The 23,457-nt window shown below is 67.9% G+C and carries 20 protein-coding genes and 1 tRNA gene; 20 read left to right on the forward strand and 1 reads right to left on the reverse strand.

All coding sequences use genetic code 11. The annotated features are described in order from the left end of the window. From FJY88_03655 to bshA, 12 genes are all read left to right on the forward strand, one after another. The coding region (locus FJY88_03655) for a (d)CMP kinase (protein ID MBM3286436.1) at positions 1-1,312 on the forward strand (1,312 nt) is incomplete at its 5' end. 57 nt (positions 1,313-1,369) lie between these two features. Beyond that, positions 1,370-3,265, forward strand: a complete 1,896-nt coding sequence (locus FJY88_03660) for a 30S ribosomal protein S1 (GenBank protein ID MBM3286437.1) — start codon at positions 1,370-1,372, stop codon at positions 3,263-3,265. Between the two features lie 223 nt (positions 3,266-3,488). Then, the gene (locus tag FJY88_03665; protein MBM3286438.1) at positions 3,489-3,839 is read left to right on the forward strand and encodes a DUF1049 domain-containing protein; all 351 of its coding nucleotides are present in this window, start codon (positions 3,489-3,491) and stop codon (positions 3,837-3,839) included. Further along, positions 3,836-5,035 carry a tetratricopeptide repeat protein gene (locus FJY88_03670; GenBank protein ID MBM3286439.1) on the forward strand — a complete coding sequence of 400 codons (1,200 nt, stop codon included), beginning with the start codon at positions 3,836-3,838 and terminating at the stop codon, positions 5,033-5,035. Before FJY88_03665 ends, FJY88_03670 begins: the two co-directional genes overlap by 4 nt. After that, the gene (locus tag FJY88_03675) at positions 4,935-6,050 is read left to right on the forward strand and encodes a hypothetical protein (GenBank protein MBM3286440.1); all 1,116 of its coding nucleotides are present in this window, start codon (positions 4,935-4,937) and stop codon (positions 6,048-6,050) included. Before FJY88_03670 ends, FJY88_03675 begins: the two co-directional genes overlap by 101 nt. After that, positions 6,047-8,665, forward strand: coding sequence for a DNA mismatch repair protein MutS (gene mutS / locus FJY88_03680; protein ID MBM3286441.1), 2,619 nt, complete (start codon positions 6,047-6,049; stop codon positions 8,663-8,665). Before FJY88_03675 ends, mutS begins: the two co-directional genes overlap by 4 nt. A gap of 21 nt (positions 8,666-8,686) precedes the next feature. Further along, complete coding sequence (locus FJY88_03685) at positions 8,687-9,121, forward strand: hypothetical protein (protein ID MBM3286442.1); 435 nt, start codon at positions 8,687-8,689, stop codon at positions 9,119-9,121. After that, positions 9,118-9,840 carry a glycosyltransferase family 2 protein gene (locus FJY88_03690; GenBank protein MBM3286443.1) on the forward strand — a complete coding sequence of 241 codons (723 nt, stop codon included), beginning with the start codon at positions 9,118-9,120 and terminating at the stop codon, positions 9,838-9,840. The genes FJY88_03685 and FJY88_03690 overlap by 4 nt, the downstream gene beginning before the upstream one ends. After that, complete coding sequence (locus FJY88_03695) at positions 9,841-11,583, forward strand: DUF2079 domain-containing protein (protein ID MBM3286444.1); 1,743 nt, start codon at positions 9,841-9,843, stop codon at positions 11,581-11,583. Positions 11,584-11,646: 63 nt separating this feature from the next. Then, entirely contained in the window at positions 11,647-12,411 is a 765-nt protein-coding gene (locus FJY88_03700) for a class I SAM-dependent methyltransferase (protein ID MBM3286445.1), read from the forward strand. 263 nt (positions 12,412-12,674) lie between these two features. Continuing rightward, positions 12,675-13,901, forward strand: a complete 1,227-nt coding sequence (gene bshC / locus FJY88_03705; protein MBM3286446.1) for a bacillithiol biosynthesis BshC — start codon at positions 12,675-12,677, stop codon at positions 13,899-13,901. Next, positions 13,898-15,037 carry an N-acetyl-alpha-D-glucosaminyl L-malate synthase BshA gene (gene bshA / locus FJY88_03710; GenBank protein ID MBM3286447.1) on the forward strand — a complete coding sequence of 380 codons (1,140 nt, stop codon included), beginning with the start codon at positions 13,898-13,900 and terminating at the stop codon, positions 15,035-15,037. Before bshC ends, bshA begins: the two co-directional genes overlap by 4 nt. 135 nt (positions 15,038-15,172) lie before the next feature. On the opposite strand, the gene FJY88_03715 is transcribed toward bshA, so the two are convergent. Further along, positions 15,173-16,027, reverse strand: coding sequence for a laccase domain-containing protein (locus FJY88_03715; GenBank protein ID MBM3286448.1), 855 nt, complete (start codon positions 16,025-16,027; stop codon positions 15,173-15,175). Between FJY88_03715 and FJY88_03720 the strand changes: the two genes are divergently transcribed. From FJY88_03720 to FJY88_03755, 8 genes are all read left to right on the forward strand, one after another. Then, entirely contained in the window at positions 16,004-17,482 is a 1,479-nt protein-coding gene (locus FJY88_03720; GenBank protein ID MBM3286449.1) for a hypothetical protein, read from the forward strand. The two genes, FJY88_03715 and FJY88_03720, sit on opposite strands and share 24 nt — an antisense overlap. A 212-nt stretch (positions 17,483-17,694) precedes the next feature. Continuing rightward, positions 17,695-19,008 (forward strand): hypothetical protein, encoded by a 1,314-nt coding sequence (locus tag FJY88_03725; protein MBM3286450.1) that lies wholly within the window; start codon positions 17,695-17,697, stop codon positions 19,006-19,008. Between the two features lie 189 nt (positions 19,009-19,197). Next, positions 19,198-20,124: a polyprenyl synthetase family protein gene (locus FJY88_03730; protein MBM3286451.1), complete on the forward strand. Its 927-nt coding sequence runs from the start codon at positions 19,198-19,200 to the stop codon at positions 20,122-20,124. Between the two features lie 23 nt (positions 20,125-20,147). Next, the gene (gene rsfS, locus FJY88_03735; GenBank protein MBM3286452.1) at positions 20,148-20,519 is read left to right on the forward strand and encodes a ribosome silencing factor; all 372 of its coding nucleotides are present in this window, start codon (positions 20,148-20,150) and stop codon (positions 20,517-20,519) included. Between the two features lie 5 nt (positions 20,520-20,524). Next, complete coding sequence (locus FJY88_03740; GenBank protein MBM3286453.1) at positions 20,525-21,427, forward strand: sugar kinase; 903 nt, start codon at positions 20,525-20,527, stop codon at positions 21,425-21,427. A gap of 67 nt (positions 21,428-21,494) precedes the next feature. Next, the gene (locus FJY88_03745; protein MBM3286454.1) at positions 21,495-22,175 is read left to right on the forward strand and encodes a hypothetical protein; all 681 of its coding nucleotides are present in this window, start codon (positions 21,495-21,497) and stop codon (positions 22,173-22,175) included. Further along, a complete protein-coding gene (locus tag FJY88_03750; protein ID MBM3286455.1) occupies positions 22,172-23,215 on the forward strand; it encodes a phosphoribosylformylglycinamidine cyclo-ligase in 1,044 nt (347 codons plus the stop codon). Before FJY88_03745 ends, FJY88_03750 begins: the two co-directional genes overlap by 4 nt. Positions 23,216-23,341: 126 nt before the next feature. Continuing rightward, positions 23,342-23,418, forward strand: a tRNA-Val gene (locus FJY88_03755). Positions 23,419-23,457 lie beyond the last annotated feature (39 nt).

Genomic DNA, 23,457 nt, shown 5'->3' on the forward strand with positions numbered 1-23,457 from the left:
CCACTTCCTTCTCGCCATCGACGGCCCTGCGGGAACGGGAAAGACGACGAGCGCCCGACTCGTGGCGGAGAGACTCGGCTTCGCCTACATCGACTCCGGGGCGCTCTATCGGGCGATCGCGGTTGCGGCGCGCGCGCGCGGAATCGACAGTCCCGAGGACGGGCGGCTCCGGCCGCTCCTCATGAACCTGCCCCTGCGCGCGAAGGCCGCCCGGGACGGTTTCCGCGTCTATCTCGGGGGCGAGGAAGTCACGACGGAGCTGAGAGACCCCCGCGTCAGCGCGCTCGCATCGAAGCTGGCTGTCGATCCATCCGTCCGGGGGCGGGTCGAGGCTTGGCTCAAGGAGCTGGCGGGCCTCGGCCCCTCGGTCGTCGAGGGAAGGGACATCGGGACCGATGTGTTCCCCGGCGCGGACCTGAAGATCTTCCTCACCGCTTCCCTCGAGGCGAGGGCAGAGCGGAGGAGCCTCGAGCTCCGGGAGAAGGGTCTCGATGCCAGCGCGGAGGATGTGGCCGCGGCGATCGTCGAGCGCGACCGCAGGGACTCCGAGAGGAGCGTGGCGCCTCTCAGGCAGGCGCCTGACGCGGTCGTGATCGACACCACGGCGCTTGACGTGGAAGGCCAGATTCTGAGAATCCTCGGCGCCTGGGAGCGCTTCCGCCCGAGGCGACCGCGGTTCTTCTACCGGATCGAGCAATGGTCGATCCGGACCTTCGCCGGGCTCTTCTGGGGCCTTCGCGTGGAAGGGGCCGAGCGGGTTCCGCGCGGCGGACCGGTCATCCTGGCGGCGAACCACAAGTCCTATCTCGACCCTCCCTTGATCGGCGCGCTGCTGCCGAGAGAGATCCACTATCTCGCCAAGCGCCAGCTCTTCGACGTCCCTCTCTTCGGAGCGTGGGTCCGCGCGAGCAACGCGATCCCGATCGACCGCGAGGGGTTCGATCGGCGGGGGATCGAGCGGGCCCTCGAAACCATCAGGGCCGGCAACGCCCTGCTCGTTTTCCCGGAAGGGACAAGGATCCGCCGGGAGGGGTTGGGCCCGCCGAAGGAGGGAATCGCCATGCTCATCGCCAGAGCGGGATGCGCGGTGATTCCCGTGCGCCTGAAGGGGACATGGAAGGGAGAGAGAAGGGGCGCCGGCCGCCGGGGGATCACCGTCCGCTTCGGCGAACCCCTCCTTTTCCCCCCGGTGCCGCCCGGCCGGGAGGGACGCTCGCGATTCCCCGAGATCGCCGCCCGTGTGATGGAGTCGATCGCCGCCGCCGGCGCCGGTCGGGACGAAGGACCGGGGAGGGAGACCGGGGGCGGCTGACCCGAGGGGGTGGCGCCAGAGGGTGGCGCCAGAGGGGGCTTGATCCCCCGGGCCTTCATGGATAGACTGATCGATCTGCGGAGTGCCCATCCGGCCGCCGCACGGCCAAGCGCCGAATCCATGTTCCAAGGAGGTCAGCTTCACATGTATCACGATCCGGATGCTCCCGGACTGCAGGAAGGTACGCCCGCCTACAGGCCCCCCCCTCAGCGAGGGAAGGTGATCCGCCTCGTCAACATCGACGACGAGTCGGATCCAGGAGCGGAATCGCTCAAGGAGCTCATGAGTCTCTACGAGGACTCGCTCAGCCACGTCGAGGAAGGGGAGATCCTGAAGGGACGCATCCTCCGTGTGGACGAGAAGGAAGTGATGGTCGACATCGGGTTCAAGTCCGAAGGGGTCATCCCGATCGAGGAGTTCGCCGAGGTCGACCAGATCAAGGTCGGCGAGGAGATCGACGTCTTCCTGGAGAAGATGGAGGACCAGGATGGGCTCGTCGTTCTCTCGAAGCAGCGCGCCGACTTCGTGAAGGTGTGGGATCGGGTGCGCGATGCGGCCGAGAAGGGGGAAGTCGTCGAGGGGCGCCTCGTCCGCAAGATCAAGGGTGGGGCGGTCGTCGATCTCTACGGCGTCGAGGCGTTCCTGCCTGGAAGCCAGATCGCGCTTCGCCCGCCTCAGGCGATCGAGAGCCTGATGAACCAGACGCTCCAGTTCAAGATCATCAAGCTCAACAAGCGCCGCAGGAACATCGTCGTCTCGCGGCGGCTCGTTCTCGAGCAGGAGAGGGAGTCGGCGAAGGAGGAGATCATCCGCGATCTCGAGGCCGGCCAGATCCGCGAGGGGTACGTCAAGAACATCACCGATTTCGGCGCCTTCGTCGACCTCGGCGGAATCGACGGCCTTCTGCACATCACGGACATGTCCTGGGGCCGTGTGAAGCACCCCTCCGAGGTCGTCACCGTTGGCGACCAGATCAAGGTCAAGATCCTCTCCTTCGAGCCGGAGCGGGAACGAATCAGTCTCGGCCTGAAGCAGCTGATGGAGTATCCCTGGGAGCGGGTGCAGGAGAAGTACCCGGTCGGCGTCAAGGTGCAGGGCAAGGTGGTCTCGATCACCGAGTACGGCGCCTTCGTCGAGCTCGAGCGGGGCGTCGAGGGCCTGATCCACGTCTCCGAGATGTCCTGGACCAAGCATGTGAGGCATCCGAACAAGATCCTGACCGAGGGGCAGGACATCGAGTGCATGGTGCTCAAGGTCGACCGCGAGCACGAGAAGATCTCGCTTGGCCTCAAGCAGGTCGAGCCTGATCCCTGGCTCACCCTTGACGAGACCTACCCTCCGGGGGCGGTGGTCGAGGGGAAGGTCCGCAACCTGACGAACTTCGGGGCCTTCGTCGAGCTGATGGACGGGATCGATGGGCTCGTCCACATCTCCGACATGTCGTGGACCCGGCGCGTCGGCCATCCGAGCGAGGTCCTCAAGAAGGGCGACAAGGTCGACGTGAAGGTGCTGAACATCGACAAGGAGTCGCGCAGGATCAGCCTGGGCCTCAAGCAGGTGACCGACGATCCCTGGCCCGAGATCCAGTACCGCTACCCCGTCGGGATGACCGTCACGGGCAGGGTGGTGCGCGTGATCGACAGGGGGGCGATCGTCCTGATCGATGGCGAGGTCGAGGGATTCGTTCCCGCGATGCAGCTTGGCCTCGAGAGCTTCAGGCATCCCGGCGAGCACTTCCAGGCCGACGATGAGCTGGAGTTGAAGGTCATGCGGACCGATCTGGCCAATCACAGGATGGTCCTCTCGGCCAAGGCCTGGTTGCAGGAGCAGGATCCCGAGTCCCAGAAGGCCTATGTCGACAAGTACAGCCAGAAGAGAGCGACCGTGACCGAGTCGTCCGAGGAGGGCGCGGTGGAGATTCCGATGGACGACGTGCCGGAAGACGAGGTGTAGTCCGGCTCGCACGACGACCGATCGGGGGCGCCCGCGCTCGGGCGTCCCCGATCTCTTTGACGTCGGAGCGCTGCGGGCCCGTCGGCCTCTCGCGGCGCCCCTGCCCCCCTCTCAGGTGCAATCGATCGCGTCCGGGAGGCGCGGCCGGTCACCGGAAGCGCCTTGCCCCGCGCGAAGCGTGGATCGTAAGATGAAGCGGCGTGATCGCTGACGGAGGTGGCGCGTGTCCTTCCTCAAGATGCTGCTCGGGCTGGCCTTTCTGGTCGCGGTGCTCTTCTTCGCCGTCCTCAACCTGGAGGAGACGATCGATCTGAGGCTCTGGGCGGACGCGGCCCACACATACCGCGACGTCCCTCTTGTCCTTGCGGTGTTCTTCGCCTACCTGTTCGGGATCGTGACTCACTTCATTGTCTCGCTCGCCCGCGACATACGCCTGCGGACCGAGATCGGGAAGCTCCGGGGAGAGAACCGGTCGCTCCAGGATGAGATCCTCAAGCTCCGCGGTTCCGCCCTCGACGACCTGCCGATGACGGAGGCCGGGGACGGCGCGGCGCCGGGAGGGCGGGGCGCGTGAACCTCGGCCAGTTCTTGCTCCTGGTCGTGATCCTCGCCGCGATCCTCGCGTTCGTTGGGGCGCCGTGGTGGGCTGGGCGCAGGCGCGAGCCGGCCGCGCAGGACTCCTCGGGGAGCTACCTCGGGGCGATCGACGCTCTCATCCGCGGCGATCGTCCGGCGGGGCTCGCGCATCTGCGCGATCTCGCGCGGAGCGATCCCGGGAATCTGCGCGCCTACATCCGCCTCGGCGATCTGCTGCGGAGGATGGGGTACCCCGAGCGAGCCTACAGGATCCACGCCGATCTCCTCGCGCGGAGCATCCCCGAGGAGGCCGATCGCCGGCGCCTTTACGAGAGCGCCCTTGAGGATCTGCGGGCCCTCGATCGGCCCGACGAAGAGATGGGGATCGCGGAGAAGCTCCTGGCCATCGATCCTCGGAGCGCGGCGGCGCTGCGCTCGCTCGTTCGCCAGCACGAGCGCCGCGGGGACTGGGACAGGGCTCTCGCCTACTTGGACGATTGGGACCGCCTGGAGCCGCAGGAGACCCGTCCGAGCCCCGCGCAGATGCGGATCGAGATGGCGCGCGGGCACATGGAGGCGGGCCGGCTGAAGGAAGCGCGAAAGCTGCTCGACGAGGCCGCCGGCATGCCGAGGGACGGGGCGATCGCGAGGATCCTGATGGGCGACCTCCTCGCGCAGGAGGGGGATCTGGAGCGGGCCTGCGAGGAGTGGATCGCCTATCTCGGGGATCATGGTCATCAGGCCGATCAGGTTCTGGTCAGGCTCGAACGCGCCTACTTCGAGCTGGGGCGCTTCGGGGACCTGGCGCACGTCTACGAGACCCTTGCCGCCGGGCGGCAGGGGAATCCGCACGCGGCGATCGCGCTCGCGGAGATGCACCGTCGGAGGGGAAGGCTCGAAGAGGCGGCCCGCCAGCTCGAGGCGCTCCTCGAGCAGAGGCCCGGAGAGCGTCGAGCCCGGCGGCGGCTGGTCGGCGCCCTCCTTGCTCTGGGTCGCACGGAGCAGGCCATGCGGGAGCTGGACGGGCTCCTCGCTGAGATCGATCCGCCTTCCGCCGGCTCCGCCTGCGCGGCGTGCGGCGCCCCCATCGAGGATGTCTCGGTGCGGTGCCGGCGCTGCGCGAGCTGGCTGGAGCCGGCCCGAGGGGAGCGGCTTCCGGAGACGCGTCCCCGGATCGGCCCCCACGCGGACTAGGACCGTGCGCGCACTCCCTCGCGAGACAGCCGGCCGGTCTCGGCGGCGTCCGTCCCGGATCCTCGATCTGCGGCCGCCAAGCCGCGCTCAGCTCGCCATGGTCCTGACTCTGGCCTGCGCGCTGGGGTTCGCAAGTGGCGCGCGGGCAGAGAGGGAGGGGCCCGCGACGCTCCTCAAGGATCTCATCGATGGCATCGCGCCCGCCGACCGGGAGGATTCGGCCCTGGAGGCGCGGCAGACGAGGGACGGATCGGAGGCGCTGCGATTGCGCGGGGCTCTGCAGTCCCGCTTCGGACGGGAGCGGGAGGGGGTGGAGAGCGCTCTCTGGATCGGCCTCTATTACTACGGAGTCGGGCAGGAGGAGGAGGCGCTCGCCTACTTCGAGCGAGCCCGGCGCCACGCAGCCGATCCCGATCTCTTGGCTCGCGCGAGCTTCTGGTGCGAGCAGGCCCGCATGCGGACGGGACACGAGCCCCTTGGCGCGGAGGAAAGCGAGCCGGGCGTCGGGGTCTGGGCGACGCTGAGGAGGCTGGTGGGCGTGGATCGCGCGATCGCGAGCGGTCGCCGCGGACAGGCGGAGGAGGGGGTCCTCGCGCTCGAGGGGGAAATGCGGCGCGCAGGCATTTTGGGACTCGGTCTGGCGCGCTGGGGCGAGATCCTCCAGCTTCCGGGGACGGGGAGGCTCGCGAGAAGCGAGATCGCCCCGATGATCCGCGCCTGCGCGGCTCTGCCTGAGCGCCTCCACGCGCCAGCGATCTCCTCGGGTCCTCTCACGGAGCCAGGGGGATGGGCGGTGCAGTTCGGCGCGTTCCTCGAGCGCGAGAACGCGGAAGGGCAGGTGGCGGAGCTCGCTCGCCTAGGGCTCGAGGTGGGAATCGAGGAAACGAGGCAAGGAGGCCGCGTCTGGTACCGGACCCGCATCGGAGGGATCGACGGGAGGGACGCGGCGGACAGCGTCGCGGCCGCCGCGACGGAGCGGACGGGGCGCGCCTGCGAGGTCGTCCGCGCGCCATGAGGCGCCCGCGCTCGACGACCCCCATGATGGAGCAGTACCTCGGGGTGAAGGAGAAACACCCCGACACGGTGCTTCTCTACCGGATGGGTGACTTCTATGAGACCTTCTACGACGATGCCGTCACGCTCTCCCGGGTTCTCGGGATCGCGCTGACCTCCCGCAATCCCGGCGACGCCGAACCGATCCCGCTGGCCGGCATCCCCTGGCACAGCGCCGAGCCTCAAGTCGCGAAGCTCCTGCGTGCGGGGCACCGGGTCGCGATCTGCGAGCAGGTAGGCTCGGCCGAGGAGAGCAAGGGCCTGATCGAGCGACGCGTCATCGAGGTCATGAGTCCGGGAACGGCGGTGACCGATCCCCTCCTGACGGGCAACATGTTCAACTATCTGGCCGCGGTTCATGGGTCCGGGGACGGCGTGGGTCTCGCGGTCGCCGACATCTCGACCGGCGCATTCCTGGCGGGAGACCTCACGGAGGAGGAGGCGGAGGAGGAGCTGGCGCGACTCGCCCCGAGCGAGATCCTGCAGCCCGAGGGGTGGGCCTCTCCGCGCCTGGAGAAGTTCCTGGCAGAGCATCTCCCGGGGGCCTTCCGGACAAGCCTGGACGGCTGGCGCTTCAGTCCCTCGCGCGCCGATGGCATCCTGCGCGAGCAGTTCCGCGTGGCGACGCTCGAAGGATACGGTTTCCGGGAATCGACGCCGGCGCTCGGGGCCGCGGCGGCCCTCATCGAGTACGCGCGGGAGCAGAAGCAATCGACCCTGGCCCACCTTGGCGGCCTCCAGCGGATCCGACCCGCGGAATACCTCATCCTGGACGACGCCTCGATCCGTGGGCTCGAGATCCTCGAACCCCTCGCCATGGGAGGGCGGGAGGCGACCCTGGTCGCGGTCCTGGATCGGACCCGAACGGCGGCCGGAGGGAGGCGATTGCGCGAGGCGCTTGCCCGCCCCTTCCGCGCTCCCGAACCGGCGCGAGCGCGACAGGATCGGATCGCGTCGCTCCTAGAGGACGGGCAGGCCAGATCTGATCTCGCGCGCTCGCTCGAGCAGATGTCGGACATCGAGAGGATCCTCGGAAGGGTCCACTGCGAGCGGGCGACGCCGCGCGATCTGGCGGGTCTCAGGCGGACGCTCCTGGCCGCTCCGGCGCTCGATCGGATCCTCGCGGCGCGCCCCGCCTGGAGCGGCCTGCAGATTCCGGAGTCGTGCGAGGCGCTGGGTCGCGATCTGCATGCGGCGCTCGTCGAGCAGCCGGCCATCAGCCCGCGCGACGGGGAGGTCATCAAAGACGGCCACGATCGCGAGCTCGACGCCGCGCGCGACGCCGCCCGCGGAGGCAAGCGATGGATGGCCGATCTGGAGAGCAGGGAGCGCGAGGCGACGGGGATCGCGAACCTGAAGGTCGGCTACAACAGGGTCTTCGGATACTACATAGAGGTCACCCGATCGCAGATCTCCCGGGTGCCCGAGCGATACCTGCGCCGCCAGACGCTCTCCACGGGGGAGCGCTACGTGACCCCCGAGATCAAGGAGCAGGAGGAGTTGATCCTGGGCGCGGAAGCGGCGGTGTCGCGCCGGCAGGAAGAGCTCTTCGGATCTCTTTGCGGGCGGGTGGCCGGGGAGACCGCCGCTCTGCAGGATGCCGCGCGCGCCATCGCGGAGATCGACCTGGTTCTCTCTCTCGCGGAGGTCGCGATCGCGGGCAACTACGCGAAGCCGCAGCTTCAGATCTCCCGCGCCATCCACATCGAGGAGGGGAGGCATCCCGTCGTGGAACGGGCGGTCGGGATCGGATCGTTCGTTCCCAACGATCTCTCCCTCGACGGGGAAGAGCGCCAGATCGTCATCCTGACGGGCCCCAACATGGCAGGGAAGTCGACCTACCTGCGGCAGACCGGGCTGATCGTGCTGATGGCGCAGATCGGCTCGTATGTCCCCGCGCGAGCGGCCACGATCGGGATGGCCGACAGGATCTTCACGCGCGTGGGCGCCCACGATGTCCTGGCAAGAGGACAGTCGACCTTCCTTGTCGAGATGGTGGAGACGAGCAACATCCTGCGCCACGCGACCTCCGAGAGCCTGGTGCTGATGGATGAAGTGGGTCGCGGGACCTCGACCTACGACGGCGTCTCGATCGCCTGGTCCGTGGCGGAGGCCCTGCGGCAGGAGGCGCGGCGAAGGCCGCGCGTCATCTTCGCGACGCACTTCCACGAGCTGACGCGTCTCGGCCAGAGGGAAGGCTACGTCAACCTGAATGTCCTCGTCCGCGAATGGGGGGATGAAGTGATCTTCCTCAGGAAGGTGATTCCCGGGGGGGCGGACAGGAGCTACGGGATCGAGGTCGCCCGCCTCGCCGGGGTCCCCGAGACGGTGGTGCGACGCGCGGCGGAGATCCTGAGGGACCTCGAGCGGGGCGTCTCCCGCGGAATCGAGGGGGCCCAGGCGGCGCCCTCGGGAGGCGAGCCGGAGCAGCTGCCCCTCTTCGCCGGCGGCGAGTGGGACTGGCTGGTCGAGGATCTGGCCGGCCTCGATCCCTCGCGCCTCACCCCCCTGGACGCCCTCGAGAGGATCCACCGGTGGGTCGAGCGCGTTGACCGGCAGCGACGCGGATCCGTATAGTTGGTCTGGAGGAGCTAGCCGATGGACTCCCGCGTTCCGCTCTTGATCGCCCTGGCCCTGTTCTGTGGATGCTCCACCTACAAGGAGATCCCGCGCGCCGAGCTCGTCGCGGACGCCTCCCTGGGAAAGGTCCGAGTGGCGACGATCGATGGCTTCGAGTACCGCTTCGCGAAGGCGGAAGTCTACCCCGACACGCTCGTCGGATTCTACGAGGTGACCGAGGAGCGCACCGGGTCGGGGGGCGAGGTCTGGTTCGAGGATGTCCTGCGGAGGCAGGAGATCCCCCTCCCGCGCGTCGCGAGGGTGGAGCTTGTCAACAAGGATCCTGTGCGCACGGCCCTGTATGGGGCCACCATCGCGGCCGCCGGCTACTTTCTCGTGACGCTCGTTGACGAGAATCGCGTGAAGGGCGGCAGCGTCCCGGGCGGCGGCAAGGGCGGCATCGTCAATCCATGAGTCCGCCCGGGGCCGCGACCTCTCAGGAACGGCTCGCCTCCCTCTCCCTCTTCTATCCGATGTACAACGAGGAGGGCAACATCGAGCTTGCCGCTCAGCGCGCGCTCGAGATCCTCCCGGGCGTGGCGGAGGAGTTCGAGATCATCCTCGTCGATGACGGCTCGCGCGACGCTACCGGGGCGATCGCGGACCGTTTGGCGGCCGGCGATCCCCGGATCCGGGCCATCCATCATCCGACGAACCTCGGCTACGGCGCGGCCCTTACGAGCGGGATTCGGGCCTCCCGCTTCGAGTGGATCTTCTACACGGACGGCGACAATCAATTCGACCTCCGAGAGATCGACCTGCTCCTTCCCCTGCGGCACGGGCACGAGATCGTGAGCGGATTCCGGATCGACCGGCGCGATCCCGTGAACCGCAAGCTCAACGCGTGGCTGTTCAACTCGCTCGTCCGGCTCCTCTTCGGCTTCCGCCTGCGGGATGTCGACTGCGCGTTCAAGCTCTACCGCGCATCGATCTTCGAAGGGATGGATCTCGTGAGCCGGGGGGCGCTCATCGATGTGGAGATCATCGCCAGGGCCCGCAAGCGTGGGGCGCGTGTCGTGGAGATCGGGGTCCACCACTTCCCGAGGACCGTCGGCTCCCAGACAGGCGCGAAGCTCTCCGTCATTCTTCGCGCCTTTCGAGAGTTGCTCCGCCTCTGGGGAGAGCTGCGCTAGGTGATCGGGGGCGGCGCCGCGCCCGGACGGTCGATCCTCGCCCGCGCGCGCCTCCCCGCCGGGCTCCTGCTCGCCCTCCTGCTTGTGACTCTCGCGGCACCTCTCGCCCGCGGCGAGGATCTGCTTCTCGTCCTCCGGAAGCTCACCCTCTACCTGGGCCTCCTCTTCGCGGTGGCTGTCGCCTGGGCGCTGGCGCCCGCGCCGCTCGGCCGCCTGGCCCGGAGTCTGGACGGCGGGCTCGATCGCGCGGGCCGAGCGCTCGACAGACCTCATGCCGGCTGGATCCTCCTCCTTCCGATCTTCGCCTACGCGCTCGTCTGGGGGATCTTCTCGATCCTGAGGCACCAGGCTCTCAACTCCAGCGGCTTCGATCTCGCGATCCAGCACCAGGTCGTCTGGAATCTGGCCCATAGGAGGCCCTTCGAGAGCTCCATCGAGGTGGCCAACTACCTCGGCGACCACGTCGCCCTGACCCTGCCCGCATTCGCGCCCCTGCTCTGGATCTGGGATGACGTCAGGATCCTGCTCGTCGCGCAGGGCGTCGTCCTCGCGCTCGGGGCATGGCCCATCTACCGCCTCGCGGCCCGGCGGTCCGGCGGCCCTCTGACCGGTCTCGTCTGGGCCGCCGCCTATCTCGCGACACCGGCTGTCGGCTTCATGAACCGCTACGACTTCCACGATCTGGTCCTGGCGCTGCCTCTTCTGCTCGCCGCGATCGACGCGGTGGACGAGGGACGCTGGGGCAGGGCGACGGTCTGGATGATCCTCGCGGCGGCCACGAGGGAGGAGGTCGGGCTCGCGGTCGCCTTCCTCGGGCTCTGGAGCGCTCTGGCGCGCAGGCGCTTCCTGTGGGGCCTCTGCTTCTTCGTCGGAGGGATCGTCTGGTCGGCGGCCGCTCTCTATGTCGTGATTCCTCACTTCCGGGCAGGCGCGGCTTCCGACACGCTCGCGAGATACGGATGGCTGGGAGGCGGCCCGGGGGAGATCCTCGACACCCTGTTGACGGAGCCCTGGAGGCTCTTCACGAGCTCCTACCACCGCGTGCGCCGCGCTCTGTTTCCGGCGCAGCTCCTCTGGCCCTACGGCGGGCTCTCGCTCCTCTCCCTTGGCTGCCTCGCTCCGGGCCTGCCGAACCTCGCCCTCTCCCTGACTTCGAGCGCGGTGAGCCAGAACTCGATCTACTTCCAGTACAACGCGCCGATCCTCCCGTTCGTCATCTGGTCGGCGCTGCGCGGATGGACCCGCCTGCGGAGCGCGGGGCGGTCGCGGGGGATGCTCCTGCTTCTCCTCCTCTTCTCTCTCTTGGCGGCGAACTGGGCCGACCCCGCGCTGCTCAAGGATGTCGGGCGTCCCTACACGATCGTCGATGGGACGCGGCCACGCCACAATCTCGACGCTTTCCGGCAGGCAAGCCTCCTCATCCCCCGGGATGCCGACCTGCTTGCCTCCAACAACCTGGCGCCCCACTTCTCGGCCCGTCGAGATCTGTTCATCCTCCACACGAAGAGAGAGAATCGCCTCGCGAGCTGGGCGATGATCGATCTGAGCGATCGAAGGCATCTCGAGTCCCGCGCGGACGTGGATCGCCTCGTCGCGCGGTGGATCCAGGAAGGAACCTACGCGCCGCGCTTCCTCCGGGATGGAATCCTCGTTCTCGAGCGGGGAGGGACGGAAGACCCCGATGCGGCCGCCGCGCTCCGGCGCCACCTGGACGAGGTCCCGGCCGTCCCCGCCGCCCGCTGAGGGGTCGCCTCCGCGTCAGGTCGTTCTTCCCAGCGGCGCTCTCCCTCCGGTAGGATCGACCCGATGCGAGCGAAGGGTGGCGAGCAGGACTGGTTCGTCCAGGCTTTCGACGATCAGTACCCGAGCCTGTACGCGCACCGGGATCTGGCCGAAGCCCGCGCGATCCTCGAGCGCCTCTTCCCGCTCGCCGCGCTGGAAGGGGGGCGTCTCCTCGATCTCGGGTGCGGCGAGGGGCGCTTTCTGCAGGCCCTCGCCGGCCGCCGTGTCGTGTCGATCGGACTCGATCTGTCCGCGCCCCTCCTGAGAAGGGCCAGGAGCAGGACTCCCTCGATCCCGCTCGCGCGCGCCGACATGAGGAGCCTCCCGTTTCGACCCGGCTCCTTTCGCTGGGTGCTCCTGATGTTCACGACCTTCGGCTACTTCGCCGAGGACGGCGAGAACCTGCAGGTCATCAAGGGCATCGCTGAGATCCTCGAGCCCGGAGGAACGCTCTTGCTCGACACGATCAACGCGGCGTATGTGAGGAAGAATCTGATCCCCCGGTCCGTGCGGCTCGCCGGAAACCGCGAGATCAGGGAGAAGCGCTGGATCGATCCGGCGGGGCCGTACCTCTGGAAGGAGTCCGAGGTCCTGGCGGGGGAGGAGGAGCCTGCGCGGGTCTCGAGGGAGAGATTGCGTCTCTACGAGACGGAGGAGATCGATGCGATGCTCTCGCGCTCCGGGATGCGGGTAGAGCAGCGGTTGGGCGATTACGATGCCGGCAGATTCGATCCCGAGCGATCGCCGCGGCTCATCGTGTTGGCGAGATTGGAAGGAGGAAGGCCCTGAGGCTCCTGGGATGGCGGGAGGGGAGAGGCAGCGAGGGCCCCGCCGAATGGGGGACGGGCCGCGCCGGGATCCTGAGGGACGACGCGGGCGCCTACCGTTCCCTCATCGGGCGCCTCGCGCGTCAATCCGGAATCCCCGAGTGGGAGGAGCCGCTCGCGAGAGGGGAGGCGGCGGTCGTTCTCACCGGCCAGCAGCCCGCCCTCCTCGGCGGCCCGCTCTATACCCTCTACAAGACCTTCACGGCCATCGAGGCGGCCCGAAGGATGCGCGCCGCCGGGCGCCCGACGATCGCGGCCTTCTGGTGCGTCGGCGACGATACGGATCACGACGAAGTCTCTTCTTCGTCATGGCCGCTCGAGAACGGGGCTGTCAGGCGGGTCCGCGACGAAGTCCCGGCGGAGGGCCGGCGGATCGGGGGTCTGGAGGTCGCCAGGATGCTTCCCAGTCGCGCCCAGCTCGGCGCGGACTGGCCGGACTCGCGAGGAGGGCCGGAGGCGCTGGACGACGACCTGAGGCGACTGGGGAACGGCGGCTGGAGCGGCTTCCTCCGCGCGGCGCTGCTCCATCTGGCCTCCGGCGAGCCTCTTCTGTTCGTCGACGGAAACGACCCCGCTGTGATAGAAGCGTCCCAGCCCTTGCTGAGGCGGTTCGCGCCCGAGAGGCGCGCTCTCGCCTCGGAGATCGAGTCGGTCGCCCGAGGATGGAGCGCGCCGGGGGCGTCTCCGCCGCTCTCGGGAGAGGAAGCGCTCCGTTCCCTTTACCTCCTGGCCGGAAGCGGAAGGAGCATTCTCGATCCTGACACCCAGCCGCCGCGGGGCGGGACTCTCCTGCCGAACGTGGTCCTGCGTCCGGCGCTCCAGGAGCATCTTCTGCCGGTCGCGCGGGTCGTCTGCGGCGGGGCCGAGATCGCATACAGGTCGCTGCTCGGGCCGGTCTACGCGCGCGCCGGAATGGAATCGGCGCCGCTGATGCCCCGTTTCGCGGCGACCTTCTTCCCGCCGGCCTGGTCGAGCGGGGCGAAGGCGCCCGATCCGAGACTTGCGCTCGAGGATCCCGCGGGCGCTCTCGATCGCTGGGCGTGGGAAGGCCTCGAGCCGGGGCTCGCGGAACGCGTCCGCGACCTCCGGGAAACGACGCGCGGCCGGCTGGATGATCTGAGAGGTTCTCTCGCGCCGATCGACGCCAGCCTGGTGCAGACGATCGAGTCTGTCGGAGCCAAGATCGACTTCCAGGTCGGCCGTCTCGAAGAGGCGCTCCATGCGAAGGCCCGCCTGCTCCTCAGACGGAGCCACCCTGGACTGGCCGATCTCCGGGAGTTCCTCATCCCGCGAGGCAAGCCCCAGGAACGCTCCTTCACGCTCTGGACTCCCTTCCTCTGGGAAGGGCCGGAGGCGGCGGTCCAGCTGCGGGAGGCGGTCGCCGCGTGGTTCGACCGTGGTGAGCGCGGTCACGCCCTTCTCGCCCTCAACGACAGGGGGGCATCTTCATGACGGGGGAAGAGCTTCGCATCGGGGTCGCCTGCTATCCCAGCATGGGCGGGAGCGGGATTGTCGCGACCGAGCTTGGCCTGGCCCTGGCCTCGCGGGGTCACGAGATCCACTTCGTCAGCTATGCCCCGCCCGTGCGCCTGAAGGGATACATCGAGAACGTCCGCTTCCATCAGGTGATCACCGACAACTACCCCGTCTTTCACCATCCCCCCTACATGCTGAGCCTCGCGACCAAGCTCGTCGAGGTCGCCAGGGAGCACCGACTCGACCTGGTCCATGCCCACTACGCGATCCCCCACGCGACATGCGCGTTCCTGGCGCGGGAGATGCTTGCGGAGCGCGCGCTGCGGACAGTCACAACGCTCCACGGGACCGACATCACGCTCGTTGGAGTCCAGCCCTCCTTCCAAAGCGCGGTGCGGTTCAGCATCGAGCGGAGCGATGGCGTGACCGCCGTCTCGGATTGGCTTCGCGAGCGGACCCTCGCGGCCTTCGAGGTCTCCCGCCCGATCGAGGTGATTCCCAACTTCGTCGACACCGCGCGCTTCGCTCCGAGGAAGCCGCAGGAGGGCCGCGGTTTCTTCCGCTGTCCCGGCACGAAGATCGTGATGCACGCAAGCAACTTCAGGCCCGTGAAGAACATCCCGGGAGTGATCCGGACCTTCGCCGGGATCGTGAGCAGGATTCCGGCGAGCCTTGTTCTGATCGGGGAGGGGCCTGGGCTGACGGCCGCTCACGAGATGGTGCGATCGATGGGCCTGTCGGGCTCGGTCTTCTTCCTCGGGATGCAGGATGCGATGGACGAGCTGCTGCCCGAAGCCGATCTGCTCCTGCTTCCGAGCGAGCATGAGAGCTTCGGCCTGATCGCCCTGGAGGCGATGGCATGCGGCGTCCCGGTCATCGCGACCGACAGGGGAGGGACTTCGGAGTTGATCGACTCGGGAGTCACCGGCCTTCTGGCCGACCCCTTCGACGAGCGGAGCATGATCGAGTGGGGAGTCCGGGTGCTGAGCGATGCCGCGCTCTGGGAGAGAGTCTCGAGGGCGGCCCGGGAGCGCGCCAAGGAGCGCTTCGACCAGGATCGGATCGTCGACGCCTACGCCGCCTTCTACCGGAAAGTCCTGTCCGGAGGGTGAGGAATGAGCCGCGCGCTAGAGGGGTTTGGCTGCGTCCCAGACGCTCGCCTGGCGCATCCGCTCGACCCGGCTAGGTTCTGGGGGCGCCGGGCCTCGCGGCGCGCCTGCTCGCCTCTCGGATCCAGCCAAGTGCGTCTAGCTGTCGCGCCGCCAGATGACAGCCGCCATCCGCCCGCTCCGCGCTCCGTCCCTCCTGTAGGAGAAGAACATCTCGGCCTCGCAGGAGGTGCAGATCCCGCAGGCGTCGATACCATCTTCTGAGACGCCCGCCGCGGTGAGATCGGCTTCGATCGCCGCTCTGAGATCCAAGTGCCTGGCGCCGGAAGCGCCCCGGAGATGGTCGGGAGCGAAGAGAGCGGCGACCTCGTCACGGACCGGGTAGCAGCAGGGGCCGATGCCCGGGCCGATCCATGCGCGCAGTCGAGAGGCGGGGTTTCCGCCTGCGACCGAGACGGCCCCCGCCAGCGCCCCGACGATCCCCGCCCGGACTCCACGCCATCCGCAGTGTGCGAGACCGATGCAGTCGTCACCCGCGAGAAAGAGGGGATAGCAGTCGGCGACGGTCAGCCAGAGAGGGAGTTCAACGCTTCGCGTGAGAAGACCGTCGCAGCCGCGGTAGGTTCCGGGGGAGATCACGGCGACGCAATCCCGGCCGTGATCGAGTCGGGCCCGAGCGGCGCCGCCGGGAAGGCTGAGGGCCGAGGCCAGGAGGCGCTCGTTTTCCTCGACATCGGAGATCTCATCTCCTGCGCTCCGGCCGAGGTTCAGTGTGTCGAAGGGAGGATTGCTGACCCCGCCTGAGCGCAAGCTGACGGCCGCCAGGGTCCCCCGTAGCCAGTCCGCCGGAGGGGCGACCCAGCCAATCCCTTGTCTCTCTTGAAGTTGGTGTCCCACAGGTGGCGATTCTAGTGATCGAGGTTCCTTCAGTGAAGGGGGCAAGTTGCCGATCTTTGTTCTGTGTAAGACATGAGAGAGACGGAGTCCGAGGATCGCCCAGGAGGGGTAGGGAGCCGCCTCCTAGCCGGCTACGGGGGAAATCGTCCCCTGACGGGCTACGTGTTGCTCGTTGCCTCGCTCGGCGTCTCCCTCCTCCTTTTCCATGCCGGCACATCGACGCTCATCTCCTGGACCTTCCTCCTCTGGTTCCTCTTCAGCCTGGGAGCGGAGCTCCTGTGGCTCGACACCCCCACCGGAGAGGCGACGGACTCGATGGCCTCGACCTTCAATGTCGCGGTCCTCTACCTCTTTGGAAACTCCCTCTCCCTCTGGATCATCGGCCTCTCCGTCCTGGTCGCGACCCGCGCCATCCAGAAGCGCGACTGGACGCACTCCCTCTTCGGACTCGGCCAGATCGTCCTGACCGCCTATGTCGCCGGATCGGTCTTCCTCCACCTCGCGGGAGGAGAGGGGCGGATCGAGCACTTCCGCTCCGCGAGGGGGATCGGGGGGTTCGTCCTCGCGTGCCTCGCCTACTACGTCGTCAACACCTTCCTCGTCTCCGGGGCGATCGCCCTCGAGAAGAGGGCGCCCTTCATGGCGACGCTGCGGACGAACTACGTCTATCGCAACGCCGTCTTCTCGAATCTCGCCCTGTTCACCTTGAGCCCGATCCTGCTCCTCTCGTATCTCACCCTTGGATATCCGGGGGCCCTCCTCTTCTTCCTGCCCCTCGTGATCGTCAAGAAGCAGAACCGCGAGTACATCGAGCTCCAGAGGACGACGCAGGCGCTGATCTCCACGGAGAGGATGGCGGCCAAGGGAGAGATGGCAGCCGCCGTCGCCCACGAGATGAACAACTACCTGACCGTTCTCTCCGGCAAGGCGCAGCTTCTGCGGCGCAAGTTCGAGAAGGCCTCCCTGACCGAGTTCGTCAAGGACAGCGAGGCGATGTGGACGCAGGTGGAGCGGCTGACGCGACTGGCGAAGGGTCTTCTGGACTTCTCCCACCAGGAGCTCAAGATCAGCGTCTTCGACCTGAACGGACTCTGCCGAGAGACTGTCGATTTTCTGCAGCCACAGAACCAGTTCGACACGATCCGCCTCGAGGTGGAGCTCGAGCCGGACCTCGGCACCGTCGAAGGAGACGCGGGGCAGCTCCATCAGGTCCTCATGAACCTCTGCCGCAACGCCTCCGACGCGATCCGTGGCGCGGGCGGCAAGGAGGGGGAGATCCGCATCAAGACCCGGGCCGACCAGAAGGGATACGTGCGCGTCGAGGTGGAGGACACCGGCCCCGGCGTTCCTGCCAAGCTGAAGGCGCGGATCTTCGAGCCGGGGTTCACCACGAAGCCGGACGGGCACGGATTCGGCCTGGCGACGACGTTCCGCATAGTCGAAAACCACAAGGGAAGGATCTGGGTCGAGGATCGACCGGGCGGCGGGGCCAGGTTCATCTTCGTCTGGCCGCAGGGGAAGCCATCCGATAGGAGCGCTCTGGCAGCATAACATGTTGTATTGTACTGGAGTTATGCTATTCTTGAAAAACTGGGCCCGGTCGACCGGCGACCCGCCCCCATCCGGTCTTCGGGGCGCGCCGCCGCGCCGAAGCCGGCGGCCTTGATTCGACTTGACCGGTCTTGGGTCCGCCCGTTAGGCTCCCGCCGATTGCAGGCGGTCGCCGGGATGCGGCGCGTACCGGGCTTTCCCAGGGGAGGGGCATGACGCTCATCAGGATCCGGCGGTGGGGCGCGTGGCTCGCGAGCGGAGCGGCCGGCGCGCTCATCCTTCTGATTCTGCGGATCCACGGAGCGTCGCTGCCGGGGGGGCCGAAGCCCCTCGAGGAGGAATCGCTCTCCGAGCAGCTGCTTACCTATACCGAGGCCGACACTGTTCACCGCGGCGACACACTCTCGGGACTGCTCCTGAGGAATCGCGTCGACGTTCTGCAGATCCAGGAGATCCTGAGGGAGATCAGGACGCGCAACTACTTCTCGCCCCGCGCCCTTCGCAGGGGTCAGGTCCTGGAGTTCACCCGCGACGAGTGGGCCAACCTCGTGCGCCTCACGATCCGCCTTTCGCCGGAGGAGATCTTCGTCTTCGAGACGGGGGCGGATTCGCTCCGATCCTTCGCCCAGGCCGTAGACTCGGAGATGAGGGTGCGCAAGCTCTCGGGCACCGTCAAGTCGACCCTGGAGGAAGCGCTCTTGACGGCCGGTGGAGACTATGGCCTCTCGATCAAACTCGCGGACATCCTTGCCTGCGACATCGACTTCTGCACTGAAGTGCGCAAGGGCGATCGTTTCTCGCTCCTCGTCGAGGAGCGGTATGTCGACGGGACCTTCCTGAGTCACGGCGAGATCCTCTATGGATGGTACGAGGGAGAGGAGGCGAGCGGCAGCTGCGTCTACTTCCGTCCGACGGGCGGCAAAGGGGGCTACTACGACGCGGAGGGGAAGAGCCTCCAGCGGACGTTTCTGAAGAGCCCGCTCAACTACCGCCGCATCTCCTCGCACTTCTCCAAGAAGAGGTTCCATCCGATCCTCAAGAGATGGCGGCCCCATCACGGCGTCGACTACGCGGCGGCCGAGGGGACCCCGGTGGTCGCCGTCGCCGACGGCACCATCGAGTACGCCGGCTGGAAGGGCGGGTACGGCCGCTATGTGAAGATCCGGCACAACCGCGGTTACGCGACCTGCTACGGGCACTTGCGGAACGTCGCTTCAGGCGTCCGCGGGGGGGCTCGCATCAAGCAGGGGGACCGTGTCGGGACTGTGGGCAAGACCGGCCTGGCGACCGGACCTCATCTCCACTACGAGGTGATCGAGAACGGGAGGTCGGTCAATCCTCTTGCCCTCAAGACCTATCCGGCCGAGCCGATCGGTTCGGCGCAGCTGCCCGACTTCCAGAGGCTCGTGGCGGAGATGCAGGCCGCCGACGGGGACATGATCGCCGGCGCCGTCCTCTCCCCGAACGCATGGCAGGATCTGCTCGCCCAGAACAGCGCGTCCGACCTCCCCTCCGGCCCCAATTGACACTCTCGCGGATCGGATGCTAGCGTCTGTGTTCGGGGCTCGAGCCCCGGTGCCGCGTCCGCACGGGACTGTCGAGAGTGAAGGGGGAGGGGCGTGCCGAGTTCGAACCTGGAGACCTACTTGAGGTCCTTCCGGTCTGACCGCCAGCTCCGATCTTTCCAGGAACCGATTCAGGAAGATCTTGCGCGGATGCAGCATTCGCTCCGCGCCTTCTTCCGCTCCCGCGTCATGCTGATAGAGGAGGTGGGCGACCACCTTCTGGAGATGTCGGGCAAGCGCTTTCGCCCCGCCCTGACCCTCCTGATCTCGAGGCTCGGCGGGGAGCCCAGGCGCGATCCCGTGGCCGCGGCCTGTGTGATTGAGCTGATCCACACCGCCACGCTGGTCCACGATGACACGATCGACAAGAGCGCGCTGCGGCGCGGCATGCCGACGATCAACTCGCTCTACAACGACCTGGTCTCGACGATCTTCGGCGACTACATCTACACGAAGGCGCTCGTGGAGCTGATCGACCGCAACGACGACGACCTCTTCCGGGTCGTCACGCGCACGACCTATCAAATGTCGATCGGCGAGATGCTCCAGATCCAGCAGAAGCGATGCGCGTCGCTCAAGGAAGCCGAATACCTGGAGCTGGTCGACGCCAAGACCGCCTCGCTCATGGCCGCTTCATGCGAGGTCGGGGCGCTCATCGCCGACCTGTCCCCCGAACAGGTCGAGTCGCTTCGCGCCTTCGGGACCGATCTGGGCCGCGCCTACCAGATCACCGACGACATCTTCGACTACGTCGGCGACACAGGCGAGCTGGGAAAGTACGGGCTCTCCGATCTGGCGGAGGGGAAGGTCACGTTGCCGCTCATTCGCGCCCTCGGAGCCTGCGACGGCCGCGACCGTAGCCGCGTGGAGCAGATCCTCCGGAGTCCCGAGCTGAAAGGAGAGGATTGGCGTTTCGTCCTCGAGCTGCTGGCCTCGACGGGGGCGCTGGAGGAGTGCCGCCGCACGGCTCTCGATCTGGCGGGTCAGGCCGTTGGCCGCCTGGACGGATTCAACCCCTCGCCGTACCTCGACGGCCTTCGCGAGGCGGTCGAGTACGCAGTCAAGAGGAGCCATTGAAGCAGGGCCGTTCTCCTCGTCCCCTGGGGCAGAAAAGCCTGGCCAGGAAGATCGCCCGCCTGGCGCTCGAGAAGAAGGGGGAAGAGGTTCTGATCCTCGACCTCTCCGGTCTCTCCGCTGCATGCGACTACTTCGTGGTCTGTTCCGCCGGCTCCGAGCTGCAGGTCCAGGCGGTGGCCGATCACATAGAGAAGAAGCTGGCAGAGAGGGGGCAGCCCCCCTGGCATGTCGAGGGAAGGAGCCACCGGCGCTGGATCCTCCTCGATTTCGTCGACGTGGTCGTGCACGTCTTCCATAGAGAAACGAGGCAGTACTACCTGCTTGAGAAGCTCTGGGGCGACGCGGAGGTGACGGAGGTGCGGGAGCCGAAGAGGCGCGCGAGGGCGGAGGGGTGAGCGAGATCCTCGTCGTTGGATCAGTGGCCCTCGACACGATCCACACGCCGGGCGGAAGCGTCGCGGACGCGCTGGGCGGATCCGCGAGCTACTTCGCGCTGTCGGCGGCTCTCTATGTGCCGGTCCGCGTCGTCGCGGTCGTCGGCGACGACTTCTCCGAGGAGCACCGGGACGTGCTGGCATCGCGCTCGGTCGATCTGGCCGGGCTTCAGATCGCGAGCGGGAAGACCTTCCGTTGGGAGGGAATCTACGGCTCCGACATGAACGAGCGGACGACGGTGAGCACCGAGCTGAATGTCTTCGAGACGTTTCACCCCGTTCTGCCCGAGAGCTACAGGCAGGCCGGGGCCGTCTTCCTGGCGAACATCGACCCCCTCCTGCAGGAGGAGGTCCTCGATCAGCTCTCGTCTCCCTGGCTCGTCGTCCTGGATACGATGAACTACTGGATCGCCCATCGGAGGGCAGAGCTCCTGCGCGTGCTGCGTCGCGTGAACCTCTTCCTCATCAACGAAGGCGAGGCCAGGCAGCTGACGGGGGCCGACTCGATTCTCAGGGCCGCCGAGGGGATCAGGATGATGGGCCCCTCCACCGTCGTGATCAAGCGAGGGGAGTACGGCGCGCTCGCGAGGACGGAGCGGGGATGGTTTTCGCTCCCGGCCTATCCCGTTGAGACGCTCAAGGACCCCACTGGAGCCGGGGACAGCTTCGCGGGCGGAATGATCGGCCACATCGCCGAGAAGGGGACGGTGGACGAGGCCAGCATCCGCAGGGGCATGGCGCACGGGACGGCGGTCGCATCGTACGCGGTCGAGGAGTTCGGCGTCGGCGGCCTTCTCGAGATCCGCGAAGGGGCTCTGCGCGCGAGGGTGCGATCTCTCTCCGAGATGACGCGGTTCGATCCGGACTAGACGGCGTGGATTCGGCATGGGCGCGACTCGGGCGCGAGCGGCCCCGACCAGACCCTGAGGGACGGAGATGCTTGAGGAACGGGTTCACCGGATGGAGGCCGACCTCGAGCGGCTCGAGGGAGTGCGGCTGGCCCGCATGCGGGTCGCGGACGGCGAGATCATCGAGATCCACATCGTGGCCGACGCCGCCCGCAAGCCGAAGGGAATCGCGCGCGACGTGGTGACCGCCCTCTTCGCGCTCCACGGGATTCGGGTTCCGCATCAAAGAGTGAGCGTCGCCGCGACCCGCCCGGATTCGGGGGAGGGCTGTGGGAGCGCCGCGCCGGGCGTCGTCGTCTCGCTCGCGCAGCTCGCCAGCGCCGGCCAGACCTACCACTCCATCGTCGAGCTGCGCCGCGGAGGGCGCACCACGCGCGCGGGGGCCGACGCCCTCGCGACACGGGCGAACCGGAACAGGGTGGTCGCCCTTGCCGCGCTGCGCGCGGCCGGCGACATGGCCGGCGGAGCGCTTCCGCTCCATCTGGAGGATGTCAGGATCCTCCGCCTCGGGAGGACGCCGTTCGCCCTCGTCCATCTCGTCCACCTCTCCGGGGAAGAGGAGCGTCCGCTCGTCGGTTGCCGCGCGGCGGACACGGGGCTGCTGGAGGCGATCGCGGGGGCCGTTGTCGACGCGGTCGGGGCCATCGCCGAGTGGCCGGGCGTCGAGGAGGATCTGGAGTACGAAGTCCGGGAGGATCACCTGAGATGAATGGCCCTGAGAGAGAGGCGCCTCGTTACCAGGAATCGGGGGTTTCGCTCGAGAGCGGGATGGAATCGGTCCGCAGGATCCGTGAACGCGTCCGCACGACCTTCGGTCCCCGCGTCGAGAGCGAGATCGGCTCTTTCGCCGGCTTCTTCTCCTATCCGGAGCCCGGCTCGACCAGATTGCTGGTCAGCAGCATGGACGGCGTCGGCACGAAGCTGCGCGTCGCCGCGATGGCGGACCGCTGGGAGGGGGTCGGGTATGACATCGTCTCCCACTGCGTGAACGACATCCTGGTCCACGGCGCGCGTCCCCTCTTCTTCCTGGACTACATCGGCGCCGGGCGGCTCGATCCGGCCGTTGTGGATCGATTGGTCTCGGGCATGGTCGAGGCCTGCCGGCAGGCCCGATGCGCCCTCGTGGGAGGGGAGACGGCGGAGATGCCGGGAATGTATGCGCCCAGCGAGCTCGATCTCGTCGGGTGCATCGTGGGGGATGTGGCGCGCGCGGAGGTGATCGACGGCCGCGCGATCGCGCCCGGCGATCGCCTGCTGGGCCTCGCCTCCGACGGCCTCCACACCAACGGGTACTCGCTGGCGCGGAAGATCCTTTTCGATGAGGCCCGCCTCTCCGTCCACGATCCCTTCCCGGGGCTCGACTCCACCGTGGGCGATCTCCTCTTGAAGCGTCACCGGATGTACTTGCCCATCCTCGACGGAGCGCTTGGACGGCTGCCGCTGCGCGCCATGGCCCACATCACCGGCGGCGGGATCACCGACAATCTGCCGAGGGTCTTCCCTGCGGGGATGCGGGCCAGGATCGACCGCGGGTCATGGTCGGTTCCTCCCCTGTTCGAGGGGATCGCGCGGATCGGCCGCGTGGGCGAGGAGGAGATGCTGCGGGTCTTCAACATGGGGATCGGGATGATCCTCATAGTGCCCCGGGAGTCGGAGGGCGACTGGATGGAGTATATCGCCCGCCAGGGCGAGCGGGCCGCCCGGCTGGGACTCGTGGAACGCGGGAAGGGCGGGGTCGTCTGGCAGTGACCGGCAGGCCGCGCGCGATGGGCTTGCGGAGGGCGGCCGGCCGGCGCTCAGGGGGGCGGGGCGCCGCGCCCGGGCGGTTGACACGCCCCTCGAGCCGCCGGTAGAATGCGAACCTCAAGGGTGTGCGGGCGATTAGCTCAGCTGGTTAGAGTGCTTGCTTGACATGCAAGAGGTCAGTGGTTCAACTCCACTATCGCCCACCAGTTGCGGTCGAAGTAACTGCCGGCGGATGCCGGCGGTCA

The sequence above is a fragment of the Candidatus Eisenbacteria bacterium genome (assembly GCA_016867495.1).
GTDB lineage: Bacteria > Eisenbacteria > RBG-16-71-46 > CAIMUX01 > VGJL01 > VGJL01.

Excerpts from the sequence above, each read along its gene's own strand:
- FJY88_03660 (MBM3286437.1), top strand. The coding sequence starts at position 1,370 with ATGGATAGACTGATCGATCTGCGGAGTGCCCATCCGGCCGCCGCACGG.
- FJY88_03675 (MBM3286440.1), top strand. The coding sequence starts at position 4,935 with ATGTCTCGGTGCGGTGCCGGCGCTGCGCGAGCTGGCTGGAGCCGGCCC.
- mutS (MBM3286441.1), top strand. The coding sequence starts at position 6,047 with ATGAGGCGCCCGCGCTCGACGACCCCCATGATGGAGCAGTACCTCGGG.
- FJY88_03685 (MBM3286442.1), top strand. The coding sequence starts at position 8,687 with ATGGACTCCCGCGTTCCGCTCTTGATCGCCCTGGCCCTGTTCTGTGGA.
- FJY88_03690 (MBM3286443.1), top strand. The coding sequence starts at position 9,118 with ATGAGTCCGCCCGGGGCCGCGACCTCTCAGGAACGGCTCGCCTCCCTC.
- FJY88_03700 (MBM3286445.1), top strand. The coding sequence starts at position 11,647 with ATGCGAGCGAAGGGTGGCGAGCAGGACTGGTTCGTCCAGGCTTTCGAC.
- bshC (MBM3286446.1), top strand. The coding sequence starts at position 12,675 with ATGCGCGCCGCCGGGCGCCCGACGATCGCGGCCTTCTGGTGCGTCGGC.
- bshA (MBM3286447.1), top strand. The coding sequence starts at position 13,898 with ATGACGGGGGAAGAGCTTCGCATCGGGGTCGCCTGCTATCCCAGCATG.
- FJY88_03720 (MBM3286449.1), top strand. The coding sequence starts at position 16,004 with ATGAGAGAGACGGAGTCCGAGGATCGCCCAGGAGGGGTAGGGAGCCGC.
- FJY88_03725 (MBM3286450.1), top strand. The coding sequence starts at position 17,695 with ATGACGCTCATCAGGATCCGGCGGTGGGGCGCGTGGCTCGCGAGCGGA.
- FJY88_03730 (MBM3286451.1), top strand. The coding sequence starts at position 19,198 with ATGCAGCATTCGCTCCGCGCCTTCTTCCGCTCCCGCGTCATGCTGATA.
- FJY88_03745 (MBM3286454.1), top strand. The coding sequence starts at position 21,495 with ATGCTTGAGGAACGGGTTCACCGGATGGAGGCCGACCTCGAGCGGCTC.
- FJY88_03750 (MBM3286455.1), top strand. The coding sequence starts at position 22,172 with ATGAATGGCCCTGAGAGAGAGGCGCCTCGTTACCAGGAATCGGGGGTT.